Genomic DNA, 18,076 nt, shown 5'->3' with positions numbered 1-18,076 from the left:
GGTTTGGCGGCTTAGATTGCGTCGGTATCGGTTTCGCCGGTACGGATGCGAATAGCCTGTTCCAGATTGACCACGAAGATCTTGCCGTCACCGATCTTGCCGGTGTTGGCAGCCTTGGTTATCGCCTCGATAACCCGGTCAAGATCCTTGTCGTCAATGGCGACATCAATCTTCACCTTTGGCAGGAAATCGACCACGTATTCCGCGCCGCGATACAGCTCGGTGTGACCCTTCTGCCGACCGAAGCCTTTGACCTCAGTAACGGTAATGCCCTGCACGCCGATCTCGGACAGTGACTCGCGTACATCGTCCAACTTGAACGGCTTGATGATGGCAGTGACTAGCTTCATGAAAACTCTCTCCCGAATTGGTGGACTTGCCCCAGGAAAACAAACCCGTCTCAAGTCTAAGCGCAGTGCCTGGCTTTGTAACGCTTCGTCGCCTTGGCATTTGCCATTGCGACGCTCGCTAACCACTGGTGACGAAACCTACCCCGCTCCGTCGGCGCACTGCATCGTCACAGCGACTGCATCAGTGCATGGGTCATGATCGTCTAAGCAGAAAGCTTGCCAGCTCCGTAAAAATCACTGAAATCAGTCCTTTGTTCGCTCGCGCCCACCTACCGGGCGCTACGACGGCGAAGATACGCACGAAAACGGTGCGCGACCGCCCGTCCCCATGCGCGAAAAGCGTGCGCCGCCGCTGCTGGAAATGACTATAGACGCTGCGTGATACACTGCCGGCCAACAGATTTTCCGGACTACTTCCCATGCTCGCGCCCAAAGACCTCCTCGACGCCCTGAGCGGCCACGCCTCCCGCCTGTTCAGCGGCGACACGCCGCTGCCGCGCAATGAAATTGAAAGCCAGTTCAAAGCGCTGCTGCAAAGCGGTTTCAGCAAGCTGGACCTGGTAAGCCGGGAAGAGTTTGATAGCCAGATGGTGGTGTTGGCGCGCACTCGGGCGCGATTGGAAAGCCTTGAGGCCAAGGTGGCGGAACTGGAAGCGCGATTGACATCGGCCGCCGAATAAACCGGCCCAACCGGGGCAGGCTTCGCCTGTCCCCGTTAAACCGTTGTAACCTTCAGCTCACCCGCTGATACCCGCCGACAACCCCCTTCTTCGACAATACCCACTGCCACAACTGGATATCCCGCGCGCGAAACGCCCCTGCACACGACAGCAGGTAATAGCGCCACATCCGGTAGAAACGCCGGCCGAAGGTTTCGGCGAAATCCGGCCAAGCCAGTTCGAAGTTTTCGCACCAGGCCATCAGCGTCTTGTCGTAGTCGGCGCCAAAGTTGTGCAAATCCTCGGCAACAAACAACCCGTCCATGGCGTCGCCAATCTGCCCGATCGAGGGCAAATCCCCGTTGGGAAAGATGTATTTGTCGATCCACGGATCCGGCGTGCTGTTGCGCTGGTTCTTGCCGATGGTGTGCAACAGGAATAGCCCGTCGTCCTTCAGGCAGCGGTTGGCCACCTCCATATACGCCCGATGGTTCTTGCGCCCCACATGCTCAAACATGCCGACGCTGGCGATATGGTCGAATTGCTCGTCGATATCCCGATAGTCCTGCAGACGAAACTCGATCGGCAGATGTGAGTACTTGGCGCGGCCCCACTCCGCCTGCTCTTTGGAAATGGTCACGCCAACGCACTCGACACCATAGTGCTCGGCAGCATGGCTCATGAAACTGCCCCAGCCACAGCCGATATCCAGCACGCGCATGCCCGGCTTGAGTCCGAGCTTTTTACAGATCAGGTCCAGCTTGGCGAACTGCGCCTGCTCCAGGGTGGTGGCGTCTTTCCAGTAGCCACAGGTGTAAGTCATGCGCGAGTCGAGCATGCGCGCGTAGAACTCATTGCCAAGGTCGTAATGCGCCTCGCCGACTTGCCAGGCGCGTTTCTTGTTTTGCAGGTTCAACCACCGGGAGCTGAACGCGTGAAACAACAAGGTGGCCGGGTTGGCCTGGTCGATCACCCCGGAACGCATAAGCCGGTAGAAAAACTCATCCAGCGCCTCGGCGTCCCAACCGCCTTCCATGTAATCCTCGCCAAGACCAAGGTTGCCTTTGGCCAGGGCCAGGTCGAACGTGCCACCGTGGTACAGCTGCATATCCGCAGCCGACGGCCCGTTGACCTCGATCTGCGCCTGCGCCAGCAACTCCTTAACGAAGCGCGCTCCCTGAGACATCTCATCAGAACCGGAAAAAGAATGACGCGTTTTGTTAAGCACAATTGCTCTCCAGAAATAGCGTTGCCTTTGATTCATACACTGCGAGAAATCTGGCCATGGAAGCGTCTGGCAAGGCCCTTACGGCATCACCGGGTACGCTGGCTGGGAACAGATGTAACAAATCTTATCCAGCCATTTTTTAAAGATATAATGAATTAATCTTATGAAAACCATGCGAAATTGGAATGCAAGATGGACATCAGGGCGCTTCGTTATTTCGTAGAAGTCGTGGACCAGCAGAGCTTCACCAAAGCCGCCGTGAAGCTGCACCTGACCCAGCCAACGGTCAGCAAAATGGTGCAGCAACTGGAGGCGAGCCTTGGGCTGAAGCTGCTGGATCGTATGGGGAAACGCTTCACCCTGACGGACGCTGGGGAAATAGTGCTCAAGCGCGCCAGGGAAATGATCGCGCTGCACGATGAGATGAACGTGGAGCTGCAAGACCTCCAGCAGGTCGAGCGCGGCGCCCTGCGCATGGGGCTTTCGCCCTCCACCCACCTCGCATTGGCGCCGATCTTTGCGGCGTATCACGCCCGTTATCCGAAGATCGAACTGAAACTGTTCGAAAGCGGCGGCAACGTCACCATTCAGGACCTGCGCCAAGGCACCCTGGAGTTCGGCACCATCCTGGACTCGCCGCGCGTGGCGGACATCTGGTCCGAATTTGAATCCATGCCCTTGTTCGAATCGCCACTGTGCCTGCTCGCGCCCCATGACTCGCCCTGGCAGGGGCGCAGCTCAGTTGAACTGAGCGAGCTGCAAGCCTGCGAATTCATCTTTTACGATGACACCTTCACCCTTAACCAATTTGTACTCGATGCCTGCGCCCTGGCCGGTTTTGAGCCGCGTATCAGTGGCCGCAGCAGCCAATGGGACTTTATTGCCTCCCTGGTGCGCCTGGGCGTGGGCATCACCCTGCTGCCCCGGGCGTTCTGCGACACCCTCGACGCCAGCCAATTCAGCATCGCGGAAATACAATCGCCGGCCCTGAACTGGCGACTGATGCTGGCGTGGCGTAGGCAGTGCAAGCTGTCGTTTGCGGCGCAGGCGTGGTTGACGTTGGCGAAGGAGTTCTTGTGTGTGCCACCGCCCAGCCAGTAGCCCGATACGTTCTGTAAAACCTCGCCGCTGCGCTGCGCCAGCGCTGAACTACCCTTGAAAAACCGCAGGAAGCGGCCACTCATTTCAAGGAACGAGCATGTCCCTCGCCATCGTCCACAGCCGCGCCCAGATTGGCGTTGAAGCCCCCGCAGTCACCGTCGAGGTGCACATGGCCAACGGCTTGCCTTCGCTGACGCTGGTAGGCCTGCCGGAGACCGCCGTCAAGGAAAGCAAGGACCGCGTGCGCAGCGCCATTCTCAACTCTGCGCTGCAATACCCGTCCCGCCGCATCACCCTCAACCTCGCGCCCGCCGACCTGCCCAAGGACGGCGGGCGTTTTGATTTGGCGATTGCCTTGGGGATTCTTGCCGCCAGTGTGCAGGTGCCGACGCTGACCCTCGACAACGTGGAATGCCTGGGCGAGCTGGCGCTGTCCGGCGAGGTGCGGGCGGTGAAAGGTGTGTTGCCGGCAGCCCTGGCGGCGCGCAAGGTCGGGCGCACGTTGATCGTGCCTCGGGCCAATGCGGAAGAGGCGTGCCTGGCCTCGGGGTTGAAGGTGATTGCGGTGGATCATCTGCTGCAAGTGGTGGCGCACCTGAACGGTCACGTGCCGATCGAGCCCTTCGTTTCCAGTGGCCTGATGTACCTGAACAAACCCTACCCGGACTTGAGTGAAGTCCAAGGCCAGCTCGCAGCCAAACGCGCGCTGCTGATCGCTGCGGCGGGTGCCCACAACCTGTTGCTCAGCGGGCCACCGGGAACGGGCAAAACCTTGCTGGCCAGCCGTCTGCCGGGGTTGTTGCCGCCCTTGAGTGAGCAGGAAGCGCTGGAGGTGGCGGCGATTCAGTCGGTGGTCAGCCTGGCGCCGCTGAGCCATTGGCCACACCGGCCGTTTCGCCAGCCGCATCATTCGGCATCCGGTCCGGCGCTGGTGGGCGGTGGCTCGAAACCGCAGCCAGGGGAAATTACTCTGGCCCATCATGGTGTGTTGTTTCTCGACGAGCTGCCGGAGTTTGATCGCAAGGTACTAGAGGTGCTGCGTGAGCCGCTGGAATCCGGGCATATCGTGATTTCCCGCGCCCGCGACCGGGTGAGTTTCCCGGCGCGCTTTCAGTTGGTGGCGGCCATGAATCCATGCCCTTGCGGCTATGTGGGCGAGCCGAGCGGGCGCTGTCGATGTACGCCGGAGCAGATCCAGCGCTATCGCAACAAGCTCTCGGGTCCGCTGCTGGACCGGATCGACCTGCACGTGACCGTCGCCCGGGAAAGCACCGCGCTGAACCCCGGCAAACAGTCAGGTGACGATACCGCCAGCGCTTCCATGCTCGTCGCCGAGGCCCGGGAACGCCAACAACGGCGCCAGGGCTGCGCCAATGCTTTTCTCGACCTGCCGGGGCTACGCCAGCACTGCAAACTGGCGAAGGCCGATGAAGGCTGGCTGGAGAGCGCGTGCGAACGACTGACACTGTCATTGCGGGCAGCCCATCGCTTGCTCAAGGTCGCGCGGACCCTGGCCGACCTGGAACAGGTGGAGGCCATCGCCCGCCATCATCTGGCGGAAGCCTTGCAGTACCGGCCGGCTAGCGCTTCTTAGGCAACGCCAGGAGCAGCCCCGCCACTTCCATCACCTCATCCATTACCGCTTCAGCGGATTCAACGGAGGGTTTGAGCATCAAGTCATCGGCATAGCCCATGGCGACGGCGAACAACTGCCGCGCCGCGCGTTTGGGCGACTCACAGCGGAACACCTCGGCCGCCACACCTTGCTCGATGATCTCGGCGAGCATGGCCTGCCATTGGGCGTTGATCACCAGGTAAGCCTGGGCCAGTGGCTCGTCATGCATGGCTTCATCCCAGGCATCCAGCCACAGCGCCCAGCCGGCGTCTGCCGTGGAGGGCAAGCAGTCACGCAGGAAACCTTCGAGCGCTTGCAGCGGCGGCAGACCTTCCAACGGCACCCGCACCTCGTCCAGTTGCTCGTTGGCAAACCGCACAAAGGCTTCGCGGCGCAGGTCTTTCCAGTCGCTGAAGTAGTGATAGACATGGCTGCGGGACAGCCCGGCATGCTCCGCCAGATCGCGGGTGGAGACATCGGCGAAGCCTTTGCTGCGAAACAGCTCCAAGGCGGCGGCGATAATCTGGTCTTTACGGTCGATACGCGACATGAGGCTTTTCCTTCAGGCACCGGCAGATCGACGGCGCTTGCTTTTTGAGCGGTCGCTCAAGGATACTTGAGCAGTCGCTCAATACTAGCGCTTATCTCACCCTTGGTGCACCCCATGTCATCCGTAACACCGCAGATTCTGATCGAAGAAAGCAAAAAGATCGGGCAACAATCCGCCAGCCAAACCCTCAAGGCGATCGCCAGGGCCTATCCCGGGAAACTGTTCTGCACCTTGTCGCTGGTGGCGCTGGAGAACGCGTTGCTGCTGGCCTACCCGCTGTTTGCCGGGTTCGCGGTGGACTCAATTATCCGCGGCGACGCCGGCAGCGCGCTGTTCTACGCCGCCGTGGTGCTGGCGTTCTGGGTGGTCGGGGCGGCGCGACGGGCGCTGGACACGCGCACCTTCACCCGCATCTACGCCGACCTCGCGGTACCGGTGATTCTCAACCAGCGCCTGCAAAACCACAGCACCTCACGGGCAGCGGCGCGGGTGGTGTTGGCGCGGGACTTTGTGGATTTCTTCGAAAAACACGTGCCAATCATCGCGACGGCGCTGGTGTCGATCGTCGGTGCGGCAGTGATGTTGTTGGTGATCGAACCGTGGATCGGCCTGGCCTGCCTGACCGCGCTGGTGCTCTGCACGACCTTGCTGCCACGTTTCGCCCGGCGCAATCAGGAGCTGCATGAGCGCTTGAATGACCGCCTGGAAAAGGAAATCGGCCTGGTGGAAAAGGTCGGCGCGCAGACCTTGCAGCGGCACTACCAGGTGCTGTCACGCCTGCGCATCTGGCTGTCGGACCGCGAGGCCGCAGCGTTCCTGTTTATCGGCACGCTGGCGGCACTGCTGTTTGTGGTTGCGATCAGCCAGTTGGCGCTGTCGCCGGCAGTCAAGGCCGGCCACGTGTATGCGGTGATGACTTACCTGTGGACCTTTGTCAGCAGCCTGGATGAAGCGCCAGGGATGGTCGACCAACTGGCGCGACTCAAGGACATTGGCAAGCGTGTGGACCCGGGGCTGGGCGACCGATCCGAACTTTGAGGCGTCGAATCGTCCGTCATCGCGGGCAAGCCCGGCTCCCACATCGAACCGGTTTCTTCAATTGAACACGGTCAACTGTGGGAGCGGGCTTGCCCGCGATGCGGCCCGAACAGTCAATCAACGAAAACGGTCCACCTCATGCCGCAAGCCCGCCGCCAGGGTCTCCAGTTCCTTGGCGGTAATCGCCAGGTTCGACACCACTTCACGCTGCTCGCTGTTGGCCAGGGCGATGCTCTGCAAGTTGCTGCTAAGCAAGGTCGCGGTGCTGCTCTGCTCTTGGGTAGCGGTGGTAATCGCCGCAAACTGCTGGCCCGCCGAGCGGCTTTGCTCGTCGATCCGCGCCAAGGCTGATGCCACGTCAGCATTGCGTGCCAGGCCTTCCTGCATCAGCACGTTGCCTTGTTCCATGGTGCTGATGGCGTTGCCGGTTTCCTGCTGGATGCTCTGGATCATTCCGGAAATCTCATCCGTGGCCTGACGGGTGCGCGACGCGAGGTTGCGCACTTCATCGGCCACCACCGCGAACCCGCGCCCTTGCTCACCGGCCCGCGCCGCTTCGATGGCGGCGTTGAGCGCCAGCAGGTTGGTCTGTTCGGCAATCGCGGTGATCACACCGACGATCCCGCCGATTTCCTGGGAGCGCTGGCCCAAGGTATTGACCACCGTGGCCGTGCTGTTCAGCGCGGTGGCGATGTGTTCCAGGGACGACGACGCTTCTTGCATCGAGGTGCGGCCGATCTTGGTTTGCTGGGCGTTGTCCTGGGCCAGGCGCTCGGTGTTGCCCATGTTGTCGGCGATGTTCAGCGAGGTGGCGCTGAACTCTTCTACCGCGCCGGCCATGCTGGTGATTTCGCCGGACTGTTGCTCCATGCCTTCGTACGCACCGCCGGACAAACCCGACAACGCCTGGGCACGGCTGTTAACGTCTTCTGCCGCCTTGCGGATATGCGACACCATGGTCGACAGGGCTTCGCCCATCTGGTTGAAACTGCGGGCTAGCTGGCCGATTTCATCATGGCTGGAAACGTTCAAGCGCACGCTCAAATCACCGGCGCCCAGGGCTTCAGCCTGACGCACCAGGTCGCCCAACGGCTGCAATTTGCTGCGCAGCAGCCAGACCGCCGCGCCCACCGCCAGCAGCATCGCGAGCAAACTGCCGATCGCCAGGCGAATCCCCACCGACCAGGTCACCGCGCGAATTTCGGCTTTCGGCATGCTCGCCACCACCGACCACGGGCCGCCTTCAAACGGCACCGCGACGCTGTAGAAGTCTTCGTTCTTGTCGCTCCAGAAACGGCCTTTTCCAGGTTTGGCGGCCAGGTCGAGCATGACCGGAATCGACTGATCCAATGCCTGCACCCCAGCTGGCGGGACCAGCCAGTGCTTCTGCTCGTCCAGCAGCGCCAGGGAACCGGTCTGGCCGATGCGGAAGCGCTTGAGGTTGTCGAACTGGGCGTTCTGCGCGTCGGTGTAGTCGAAGCCGACAAATAGCACCGCAATCACTTTGCCGCTGGCATCACGCACCGGGCTGTACTGGGTCATGTAGGAGCGATCAAACAACACCGCGCGGCCGACATAGCCCTGCCCGCCGAGCAAGCGTTGATAGGCCGGGTGCTGATGATCCAGCGCCGTACCGATGGCGCGGCTGCCGTCCTGCTTGGTCAGGGACGTGCTGACGCGGATAAAGTCCTCCCCGCTGCGTACGAATACGGTCGCCACGCCGCCGGACATCTGCTTGAACTCATCAACTTCAGCGAAATTGTTGTTGAGCACTTCCTCGCCCAGGTAAAGGCCCGGGGTCTGCACGCCCGCCACCGTCACCGGTTGTTCAGGACGCGTGCTCAAGCCGGCGCTGAAGCGCTTTTCAAACAGCCCGCTCAAACGCTGGGTGCTCTCGCGCAAGGTGCTGTGGAAGGTATTGAGTTGGTCGGCCAGCAAGCGAGCCTCGCTGGCCAGATGCTCCTCGCGGGTGTCGAGGTTGGCTGAGTCCAGCGAACGCAAGGCGAACACCGTGCTGCCGCTGATGACGACAGCCAGTATCACGGCGAGGGCAAGCCCCAGTTGAGAGGCGATCCGGGCGCGAGGTTGAGACATGAAGGCTCCTGGCCGAGGCCAGGATCATCCTGATCTCATAGCGCTGCTCGGCAAAATTCTAATAGGGGAAACGTTGTAGAACGGTAGTTCCAACAACCCTACTTCGGCGGGCAGGCTCAATACTTGAGCGAATCACAGGGGTATCACGCAAACGATTGCTCGCAAATGCGTAATCCGCTCAATCCAGCCGCTCTACCTCGGGCAATTCCATCGCCTGGACCTCGCCTTGGAGAAAGTCCGCCAGCCGGCGCAAACGCTCACCACCGGGCCGGGTTTTCGGCCACACCAGATAGTAATTTTCCCCACTGGCCACGGCGGTTGGCCATGGCAGGCTCAGGCGGCCTTGAGCAACGTCTTCAGCCACCATCAGCAAGTCGCCCATGGAAACGCCGTAACCCCGTGCGGCCGCGATCATGCCCAATTCCAATGTGTCGAACACCTGCCCGCCCTTGAGCGAAACCTGGGATGACAACCCCATGCGCTCCAGCCAATAGCGCCAGTCACGCCGGTCGGGTGTCGGATGCAGCAACTCGGCGGTTGCCAGCCGTGTGACATCCCAGGGCCCGTCGCTCAACAGGTTCGGCGCGCCCACCGGAATCAACAGCTCAGGAAACAGGTAACTGGCTTCCCAGTCCGGCGGGAAATGGCCGTTACTCAGCAATACCGCGCAATCGAACGGTTCCTGGTTGAAGTCCACTTCATCGATGCTCATCCAGGCGCTGGTCAGTTGCACTTCATTGCCCGGCTGCAAATGCCGGAAGCGACTGAGCCGCGCCAGCAGCCAGCGCATGGTCAGGGTGGAGGGCGCCTTCATGCGCAGGATGTCGTCCTCTGCGTTCAACGTGTGACAGGCGCGCTCCAGGGCCGCGAAGCCTTCGCGCACGCCCGGCAGCAACAGGCGCGCCGCCTCGGTGAGCTGCAAGGTGCGGCCGCTGCGCTGGAACAGGCGGCAGGCGAAGTGCTCTTCCAGGGTACGAATGTGCCGGCTCACCGCGCTTTGGGTGATCGACAACTCTTCCGCCGCCCGGGTGAACGAGTTGTAGCGGGATGCGGCTTCAAACGCGCGCAAGGCGTAAAGAGGAGGAAGACGACGAGACATGGCGAAAGCTCCGACGGCGCAATCTCGAAACCCTACCAGAATCATTCAGGCATGAGTTTTAATCATGCGTGCCATCGGATTTATCCCTTTGTGCAACGCGCTGTGAGCGCCGAGAATCAACCCTTCCACCCTTCCCTGACTTTTTGAGCGTGATGATCATGCAGCATCCGGCACGTACCGAACTCTGGGCCATTCTGCGGCTGTCAGGGCCGTTGATTGCCTCACAGTTGGCCCACATGCTGATGGTGCTGACCGACACCCTGATGATGGCCCGCCTGAGCCCCGAGGCCCTGGCCGGCGGTGGCCTGGGTGCGGCGAGCTATTCGTTCGTGTCGATTTTCTGCATCGGCGTGATCGCCGCCGTGGGCACGTTGGTCGCGATCCGCCAGGGCGCGGGCGACATTGAAGGCGCCACGCGCCTGACCCAGGCCGGGCTGTGGCTGGCCTGGTTGATGGCGCTGGTGGCCGGCTTGTTGCTGTGGAACCTCAAGCCGGTGCTGCTGATGTTCGGCCAGACCGAAACCAACGTCGCGTCGGCCGGCCAGTTCCTGACCATCCTGCCGTTCGCCCTGCCCGGCTACCTGACGTTCATGGCCCTGCGCGGCTTCACCAGCGCCATCGGCAAGGCCACGCCGGTGATGGTTATCAGCCTGGGCGGCACGGTGATCAACTACCTGCTCAACCACGCGTTGATTGAAGGCATGTTCGGCCTGCCGAAACTTGGGCTGGTGGGCATTGGCCTGGTCACGGCCATCGTCGCCAACTGCATGGCCCTGGCGCTGATCTGGTACATCAAATACAACCGCGCCTACGACGCCTATCCGCTGCGCAAGGGCCTGCTGCGGCCCAACCTGCATTACCTGCGGGAACTGTGGCGCCTGGGCCTGCCGATTGGTGGCACCTATGCGGTGGAAGTCGGGCTGTTTGCGTTCGCGGCGCTGTGCATGGGCACCATGGGCAGCACGCAATTGGCCTCGCACCAGATTGCCCTGCAGATTGTGTCGGTGGCGTTCATGGTTCCGGCGGGCATGTCTTACGCGATCACCATGCGCATCGGCCAGCATTACGGGGCCGGGAACCTGCTGGACGCACGGCTGGCCGGAAGGGTTGGCATCGGCTTTGGCGCGCTGGTGATGCTGGGCTTTGCAGCGGTGCTGTGGTTGTTCTCGCACCAGTTGATCAGCTTGTTCCTCGACCAGAATGACCCGGCGTTTCGCGACGTGATCAACCTCGCGGTCAGCCTGCTGGCGGTGGCCGCTTGGTTTGAGCTGTTCGACGGCGTGCAGACCATCGCCATGGGCTGCATTCGCGGGCTCAAGGATGCCAAGACCACGTTCCTGGTCGGGTTGGGTTGCTATTGGCTGATCGGCGCACCGGCTGCGTGGTTGATGGCGTTCAATCTCGGCTGGGGGCCGACTGGCGTGTGGTGGGGCCTGGCTCTGGGCCTGGCGTGCGCGGCAGTCAGCCTTACCTGGGCGTTTGAACGGAAGATGAAGCGGATGATTCGCCAGGAGCCTGAAACCCAACGCGGATTTCAAGGCGCGCAGCCTGAGTAACGGCTGTACTCGGTCAAATGTGGGAGCGGGCTTGCTCGCGAATGCGGTGGGTCAGCTATGAATTGGTTGCCTGAAATACCGCATTCGCGAGCAAGCCCGCTCCCACATTTCTGATCGGGTTCACAATATTAGATCACGCCGCCCACCAACTCCTGGCTGTCACCAAACGTCAGGTAGTCCACCAGTTCCGACAGCGGCAACGGTTTGCTGATCAGGTAACCCTGGGCCTGATCGCAGCCGAACAACCGCAGCAACGCCAGTTGCTCTGCGGTTTCCACGCCCTCGGCCACCACTTCCAGGTTCAGGTTGTGGGCCAGGTTGATCATCGCGTGGACCAGTTTGCGGTTCTCTTCGCGCTCTTCCATACCGCCGACGAAGCTCTTGTCGATCTTCAGCAAGGCAATCGGCAGGCTGTTGAGGTGCACGAACGACGAGAAGCCGGTGCCAAAGTCATCCAGGGAAAAGCGCACGCCCAGGCGGCCAAGGGCGTCCATGGTCTGCTTGACCAGGTCGCTGCGGCGCATCACCGCGGTTTCCGTCAGTTCAAATTCCAGCCACTGGGCTTCCACGCCACGCTCGGCAATCAGCCGGCTGAGGGTGCTGAGCAATTGGCTGTCCTGGAACTGGCGGAACGACAGGTTGACGGCCATGTGCAACGGCGCAATCCCGCGTTCGCGCAGGTCCTGCATGTCGCGCAGGGCCCGGGAAATCACCCAGTAGCCCAGCGGCACGATCAAGCCGCTCTGCTCGGCCAGGGGCACGAACTCGCTCGGCGGCAACAGCCCGCGCTCACCGTGGCGCCAGCGCACCAACGCTTCAAGGCCGACGATATGCCCGTCGTCGAGGTCCAGCCGCGGCTGGTAATGCAGTTCCAGCTCGTCACGGCGCAACGCCCGGCGAAGTTCGCTTTCCAGGTCGGCGAGACTGCGGGCGTTGCGGTTGATGCGTTCGTTGAAGATATGAAAGGTGCAGCCCTGGGTGCTCTTGGCTTGCTGCATGGCGATATGGGCGTGCCACATCAGCGGGTCGGCGCCGGCCCTGGCCCGGGCATGTGCCACGCCGAGGCTACAACCGATCAGCAGGCTTTCGCCATCGACCCAATACGGTTCGGCCATGGCTTCGATGATGCGTTCAGCCATCCATTCGGCGCGCTGGGGCGCGCGGCGGGTGTCGATCAGCAGGGCGAATTCATCGCTGCCCAGGCGCGCCAGTTGATCACCCGCCTCCAGCTGGCTCTTGAGCCGCGAGACTACTTGCAGGATCAGCCGGTCGCCGGCCTGGTGGCCGAGGGCGTCGTTGGCGTGGCGGAAGTTGTCCAGGTCGAGGTGACCGAGGGCGACGCCACGGCCTTCGTTTTCCGCCAGGCGGGCGGTCAGCAGGGTCTGGAAACCCTGGCGGTTGGCGATACCGGTCAGCGGGTCCTGCTCGGCCAGGCGTTGCAGGGTGTTTTCCAGCACACCGCGCTCGCGCACATGCCGCAGGCAACGGCGCAATGTATCGACATCCAATGCATTCAGGATCAGCCAGTCGCTGACGCCGAGGGGCGAAACCAGAGGTTCCTCTTCCAACAGCAATACCGTTGGCAAGCTGCAACGACCGGGGCCGGGCTGAAGGCTGGCCGTGGTCAACAACACCGCACTGTGATCGTCGTCGAACAGATTGCTCACAGACTCCCAGTTTGGCGCGCTGATCAGCACAGCTCCGTCGCCCATCGGCGCCAGGCACTCGCGCAATAACGCTGCCCACGCTGGCTCATCGGCCAGTAGCAGCAAACGCAAGGGTTCGACAGGCGTAGACAAGCTAGCTCCCTAGACTCTGCAAAATTTCGTTGGCGGCGGGCATTATGACGTGCGGCCAGATAATGACCAATGATATGGGTTATCAAATACGCACTGCGCGGCTCTAGACCGAACAATAGTCCTAAATACCCTATACATCCTGCGGCAAAGTAACAAAACCGGCAAATTTAGATCGAGTGGTACGTCACACTGTCGTTCAGAGGCAGCAGAATCTTGCCAGCCTGTTAAAATGCCCGCCCTTTTGATCAATGACTCCCTGAATTCTGTATGTCCCGACTCAATCCCCGGCAGCAAGAAGCCGTGAACTACGTCGGCGGCCCTCTATTGGTGCTCGCCGGTGCCGGTTCCGGCAAGACCAGCGTGATCACCCGCAAGATCGCGCACCTGATCCAGAGCTGCGGCATCCGCGCCCAGTACATCGTCGCCATGACCTTTACCAACAAGGCGGCGCGGGAAATGAAAGAGCGCGTCGGCACCCTGCTCAAGGGTGGCGAAGGCCGTGGCCTCACTGTGTGTACCTTCCACAACCTGGGGCTGAACATCATCCGCAAGGAGCATGTGCGGTTGGGCTACAAGCCGGGCTTCTCGATCTTTGACGAGACTGACGTCAAGGCGCTGATGACCGACATCATGCAAAAGGAATACGCGGGCGACGACGGCGTCGACGAGATCAAGAACATGATCGGCTCGTGGAAAAACGACCTGATCCTGCCCGCCGAAGCCCTCGAAAATGCGCGTAACCCCAAGGAACAGACCGCCGCCATCGTCTACACCCACTATCAGCGCACGCTCAAGGCGTTCAACGCGGTGGACTTCGACGACCTTATCCTGCTGCCGGTGAAGCTGTTCCAGGAACACGCCGACATCCTCGAAAAGTGGCAGAACAAGGTCCGCTACCTGCTGGTGGACGAATACCAGGACACCAACGCCAGCCAGTACCTGCTGGTGAAGCTGCTGATCGGCACGCGCAACCAGTTCACCGTGGTGGGCGACGACGACCAGTCGATCTACGCCTGGCGCGGCGCCCGCCCGGAAAACCTGATGCTGCTCAAGGAGGACTACCCGTCCCTGAAAGTGGTGATGCTGGAGCAGAACTACCGCTCCACCAGCCGCATCCTGCGTTGCGCCAACGTACTGATCTCCAACAACCCCCACGAGTTTGAAAAACAACTGTGGAGCGAGATGGGCCACGGCGACGAGATCCGCGTGATCCGCTGCCGCAACGAAGACGCCGAAGCCGAACGCGTGGCCGTCGAACTGCTCACCCTGCACCTGCGTACCGACCGGCCCTACAGCGACTTTGCGATCCTGTACCGCGGCAACTACCAGGCCAAGCTGATCGAGTTGAAGCTGCAGCACCACCAGATTCCTTATCGTCTGTCGGGCGGCAACAGCTTTTTCGGACGCCAGGAAGTGAAAGACCTGATGGCCTACTTCCGGCTGATCGTGAACCCGGACGACGACAACGCCTTCCTGCGGGTGATTAACGTCCCACGCCGGGAAATCGGTTCGACCACCCTGGAAAAGCTCGGCAACTACGCCACCGAACGCAAGATCTCGATGTACGCCGCCACCGACGAAATCGGCCTGGGCGAACACCTGGACACCCGCTTCACCGATCGCCTGGCGCGCTTCAAGCGTTTCATGGACAAGGTGCGCGAGCAATGTTCCGGCGAAGACCCGATCAGCGCCCTGCGCAGCATGGTCATGGACATCGACTACGAGAACTGGCTGCGCGCCAACAGCTCCAGCGACAAGGCCGCCGATTACCGCATGGGCAACGTGTGGTTCCTGATCGAGGCGTTGAAAAACACCCTCGAGAAGGACGAAGAAGGCGAGATGACCGTCGAGGATGCCATCGGCAAGCTGGTCCTGCGGGACATGCTTGAACGCCAGCAGGAAGAGGAAGACGGCGCCGAAGGCGTGCAGATGATGACCTTGCATGCGTCCAAGGGCCTGGAATTCCCCTACGTGTTCATCATGGGCATGGAAGAGGAAATCCTCCCGCACCGCTCCAGTATCGAAGCCGACACCATCGAAGAAGAACGGCGCCTGGCCTACGTGGGCATTACGCGCGCGCGTCAGACCCTGGCCTTCACCTTTGCCGCGAAACGCAAGCAGTACGGCGAGATCATCGATTGTGCCCCCAGCCGGTTCCTCGACGAGCTGCCGCCGGATGACCTGGCGTGGGAAGGCAACGACGACACACCAACCGAAGTCAAAGCCGTTCGCGGCAATACCGCACTGGCGGATATACGCGCGATGTTAAAGCGCTAGAATCGACTACTTTTTAATCTACTTTCGGCGCGTGTTGCGCCAACAGAGGAAGCTTTCGTGGAAGCACTGCACAAGAAAATTCGCGAAGAAGGCATCGTGCTTTCCGATCAGGTACTCAAGGTCGACGCCTTTCTGAACCACCAGATCGACCCGGCGCTGATGAAACTGATCGGTGACGAATTCGCTGCGTTGTTCAAGGATTCGGGCATTACCAAGATCGTCACCATCGAAGCCTCGGGCATTGCGCCGGCGATCATGACCGGCCTGAACCTCGGCGTACCGGTGATTTTCGCGCGCAAGCAACAGTCCCTGACCCTGACTGAGAACCTGCTGTCGGCAACGGTGTATTCCTTCACCAAGAAAACCGAAAGCACCGTGGCGATTTCCCCGCGCCACCTGACCAGCAGCGACCGCGTGCTGATCATCGATGACTTCCTGGCCAACGGTAAGGCGTCCCAAGCACTGATTTCGATCATCAAACAGGCCGGCGCGACCGTTGCGGGTTTGGGGATTGTGATCGAGAAGTCGTTCCAGGGTGGCCGTGCGGAGCTGGATGCGCAGGGTTATCGGGTTGAGTCGCTGGCGCGGGTGCAGTCGTTGGCGGGTGGTGTAGTTACCTTCATCGAGTAACCGACACCCACATACTGTAGGAGCGAGCTTGCTCGCGAAGAACGTTAACGATAACGCTGGCATTCTGGATGAACGCGTTGTCTGGACGTTTTTCGCGAGCAAGCTTGCTCCTACAGTGACGTCGCCCGAAGCCCTGCCAGCAGCAGGCGCTGATACAAGTCCTCTTTCAACCCCTCCGGCTTATCCAACCGCATCCGCACCAAATGCTCGGGAAACGCCTCCGGCTCCGGTGCATCCAGCGCCGCCTTGCCCAATTCCAGAATCTCCGTCAGCTTGAATTTGCTCTTGAGCCAGTTCAACGCCCGCAGCAAATCCCGCTCTTCATCGGTGAAGTCACAGCCCAACGGATACTCCGGGAACAACCGGGGATGCCGCGCCTGAATCGCCTGCAAACGCTCCGGCGTGTTGTCGGCAAACCGCGGATCCAGCTGGAAATCCTTCGGCAACTTCCCAGCCTTCTGCGCCTGTTCGATCAAGTCTTCCTGGAATCGTGAGTCGGTGATATTCAGCAGCCGCTCAATCACCTTGGCATCAGTCTGCCCACGCAAATCCGCGATCCCGTATTCGGTGATGACGATGTCCCGCAGGTGCCGGGGAATCGTGCAGTGGCCGTATTCCCAGACGATATTGGAGCTGACATCACCCCCCGATTCGCGCCAGCTGCGCAGGATCAGAATCGAGCGCGCGCCTTCCAGCGCATGGCCCTGGGCGACAAAGTTGTATTGCCCGCCGACACCGCTGAGCACCCGGCCGTCTTCCAACTGGTCGGCCACGCCCGCGCCCAACAGGGTCACGGTAAACGCGCTGTTGATAAACCGCGCATCCAGGCGCTGCAAGCGCTTGAGTTCTTCTTGGCCGTACAGCTCGTTGATGTAGCTGATGCGGGTCATGTTGAATTCCAGGCGCTTGCTCTGGGGCAAATCCCGCAGGCGCTCGTAGAAACTTTGCGGGCCGAGGAAGAAGCCGCCGTGCACCGAAATGCCGTCGGTCTGCGCCGCTTCGTCCAGGGTGCCGGCGTTGGCCCGCTCCTGGGTCGCCACGTCCGGGTACACCTTGCGCCGCACAATCCCGGCGTCGGCCAACACCAGCAAGCCGTTGACGAACATTTCGCTGCAACCGTACAGGCCACGGGCGAAGGGCGCGACGCCGCCTTCATGGCTGATCAGCGGCGCCCATTGGTACACATCCAGGTCGGTGAGCAACAGGCGATACGCCTCGTTGTCCGCCTGGCGCGCCAGCAAGGCGGCGGTCAGCGCGTCGCCCATGGAGCCGATGCCGATCTGCAAGGTGCCACCGTCGCGCACCAGGGTGCTGGCGTGCAAACCGATAAAGTGGTCTTGGAAACCCACTGGCATGTTGGGGGTGGAGAACAGCGTGGTGCTGTCCTTCTCGTCGATCAGGAAGTCGAATTCATCCATGCCCAGTTCAGCGTCGCCGGGCATGTAGGGCAAATCGCTGTGAACCTGGCCCACCACCAGAATGGTCTCGCCGGCCTCGCGGCGCTTGGCGATCATCGGCAACAGGTCGAGGGTGATGTCGGGGTTGCAGCTCAGGCTCAGGCGGTCCGGATGTTCGGCGCTGCTGGCCACCAGTTGCGCGACGAGGTTCAGGCCGGCGGCATTGATGTCGCGGGCGGCGTGGCTGTAGTTGCTGCTGACGTAATCCTGCTGGGCCGAGGCGCTGTGCAACAAACTGCCAGGCTGCATGAAAAACTGCTGCACATGAATGTTGGCCGGCAGATTGTCCTTGTGCAGGGCAGCGAGGAAATCCAGCTCGGGATAGTCACCGAAGACCCGTTCGATAAAGGGTTCGAGGAAGCGCTTCTGCAAACCGTCGCCCAAGGTGGGCCGACCCAGGGCCAGGGCGGTGTAGAGGGTCAGCGCCCGGTCCGGCAGCTTGGCGATACGCCGGTACAGCGCGTTGACGAACAGGTTGGGTTTGCCCAGGCCCAAGGGCATGCCCATGTGAATATGCGCCGGCAGCCGTGCCAGTACGTCGTCGACCGCTTGCTCAATTGAACACAACTGCACCATCCGACTTCTCCCGAACATTCCATGAATTGGGGTTGGACCGAGCTTGC

At 61.3% G+C, this 18,076-nt stretch carries 14 protein-coding genes; 7 read left to right on the top strand and 7 right to left on the bottom strand.

Features of this window, described 5'->3' with window-relative positions; genetic code table 11:
* Positions 1–11 precede the first annotated feature (11 nt).
* A complete protein-coding gene (gene glnK / locus HBJ59_RS15130; RefSeq protein ID WP_002555808.1) occupies positions 12–350 on the bottom strand; it encodes a P-II family nitrogen regulator in 339 nt (112 codons plus the stop codon).
* Between the two features lie 419 nt (positions 351–769).
* Between glnK and HBJ59_RS15125 the strand changes: the two genes are divergently transcribed.
* Complete coding sequence (locus tag HBJ59_RS15125; RefSeq protein WP_167664013.1) at positions 770–1,030, top strand: accessory factor UbiK family protein; 261 nt, start codon at positions 770–772, stop codon at positions 1,028–1,030.
* 52 nt (positions 1,031–1,082) lie between these two features.
* Here HBJ59_RS15125 and cfa read toward each other — a convergent pair whose 3' ends face one another.
* A complete protein-coding gene (gene cfa, locus HBJ59_RS15120) occupies positions 1,083–2,195 on the bottom strand; it encodes a cyclopropane fatty acyl phospholipid synthase (protein WP_167664012.1) in 1,113 nt (370 codons plus the stop codon).
* A 234-nt stretch (positions 2,196–2,429) separates the two neighbouring features.
* Between cfa and HBJ59_RS15115 the strand changes: the two genes are divergently transcribed.
* On the top strand, positions 2,430–3,338 hold the full coding sequence (locus HBJ59_RS15115) for a LysR family transcriptional regulator (RefSeq protein ID WP_167664011.1): 909 nt from the start codon (positions 2,430–2,432) through the stop codon (positions 3,336–3,338).
* Positions 3,339–3,435: 97 nt separating this feature from the next.
* On the top strand, positions 3,436–4,932 hold the full coding sequence (locus HBJ59_RS15110; RefSeq protein ID WP_167664010.1) for a YifB family Mg chelatase-like AAA ATPase: 1,497 nt from the start codon (positions 3,436–3,438) through the stop codon (positions 4,930–4,932).
* On the opposite strand, the gene HBJ59_RS15105 is transcribed toward HBJ59_RS15110, so the two are convergent.
* Complete coding sequence (locus HBJ59_RS15105) at positions 4,919–5,503, bottom strand: TetR/AcrR family transcriptional regulator (RefSeq protein WP_167664009.1); 585 nt, start codon at positions 5,501–5,503, stop codon at positions 4,919–4,921. The two genes, HBJ59_RS15110 and HBJ59_RS15105, sit on opposite strands and share 14 nt — an antisense overlap.
* A 114-nt stretch (positions 5,504–5,617) precedes the next feature.
* On the opposite strand from HBJ59_RS15105, the gene HBJ59_RS15100 reads away from it, so the two are divergent.
* Positions 5,618–6,541: an ABC transporter six-transmembrane domain-containing protein gene (locus tag HBJ59_RS15100; RefSeq protein WP_167664008.1), complete on the top strand. Its 924-nt coding sequence runs from the start codon at positions 5,618–5,620 to the stop codon at positions 6,539–6,541.
* A 117-nt stretch (positions 6,542–6,658) separates the two neighbouring features.
* Here HBJ59_RS15100 and HBJ59_RS15095 read toward each other — a convergent pair whose 3' ends face one another.
* Positions 6,659–8,635: a methyl-accepting chemotaxis protein gene (locus HBJ59_RS15095; RefSeq protein ID WP_167664007.1), complete on the bottom strand. Its 1,977-nt coding sequence runs from the start codon at positions 8,633–8,635 to the stop codon at positions 6,659–6,661.
* A gap of 178 nt (positions 8,636–8,813) precedes the next feature.
* Positions 8,814–9,734 carry a LysR substrate-binding domain-containing protein gene (locus tag HBJ59_RS15090; protein ID WP_167664006.1) on the bottom strand — a complete coding sequence of 307 codons (921 nt, stop codon included), beginning with the start codon at positions 9,732–9,734 and terminating at the stop codon, positions 8,814–8,816.
* Positions 9,735–9,886: 152 nt separating this feature from the next.
* On the opposite strand from HBJ59_RS15090, the gene HBJ59_RS15085 reads away from it, so the two are divergent.
* The gene (locus HBJ59_RS15085) at positions 9,887–11,290 is read left to right on the top strand and encodes a NorM family multidrug efflux MATE transporter (RefSeq protein ID WP_167664005.1); all 1,404 of its coding nucleotides are present in this window, start codon (positions 9,887–9,889) and stop codon (positions 11,288–11,290) included.
* Between the two features lie 128 nt (positions 11,291–11,418).
* Here HBJ59_RS15085 and HBJ59_RS15080 read toward each other — a convergent pair whose 3' ends face one another.
* On the bottom strand, positions 11,419–13,089 hold the full coding sequence (locus tag HBJ59_RS15080) for a bifunctional diguanylate cyclase/phosphodiesterase (protein ID WP_076013137.1): 1,671 nt from the start codon (positions 13,087–13,089) through the stop codon (positions 11,419–11,421).
* Between the two features lie 267 nt (positions 13,090–13,356).
* Between HBJ59_RS15080 and rep the strand changes: the two genes are divergently transcribed.
* Positions 13,357–15,366 carry a DNA helicase Rep gene (gene rep / locus HBJ59_RS15075; RefSeq protein WP_167664004.1) on the top strand — a complete coding sequence of 670 codons (2,010 nt, stop codon included), beginning with the start codon at positions 13,357–13,359 and terminating at the stop codon, positions 15,364–15,366.
* Positions 15,367–15,423: 57 nt separating this feature from the next.
* Positions 15,424–15,996 carry a xanthine phosphoribosyltransferase gene (locus tag HBJ59_RS15070; protein WP_008439415.1) on the top strand — a complete coding sequence of 191 codons (573 nt, stop codon included), beginning with the start codon at positions 15,424–15,426 and terminating at the stop codon, positions 15,994–15,996.
* 110 nt (positions 15,997–16,106) lie between these two features.
* Here HBJ59_RS15070 and HBJ59_RS15065 read toward each other — a convergent pair whose 3' ends face one another.
* Entirely contained in the window at positions 16,107–18,029 is a 1,923-nt protein-coding gene (locus tag HBJ59_RS15065; protein ID WP_076013139.1) for an acetyl-CoA hydrolase/transferase C-terminal domain-containing protein, read from the bottom strand.
* Positions 18,030–18,076: the final 47 nt, after the last annotated feature.

It is taken from the genome of Pseudomonas sp. AN3A02 (genome assembly GCF_011765255.1).
Taxonomy (GTDB): Bacteria; Pseudomonadota; Gammaproteobacteria; order Pseudomonadales; family Pseudomonadaceae; genus Aquipseudomonas.
Note: the sequence above shows the minus strand (reverse complement) of the source record. Positions and strands in the feature narration are given on the sequence as shown.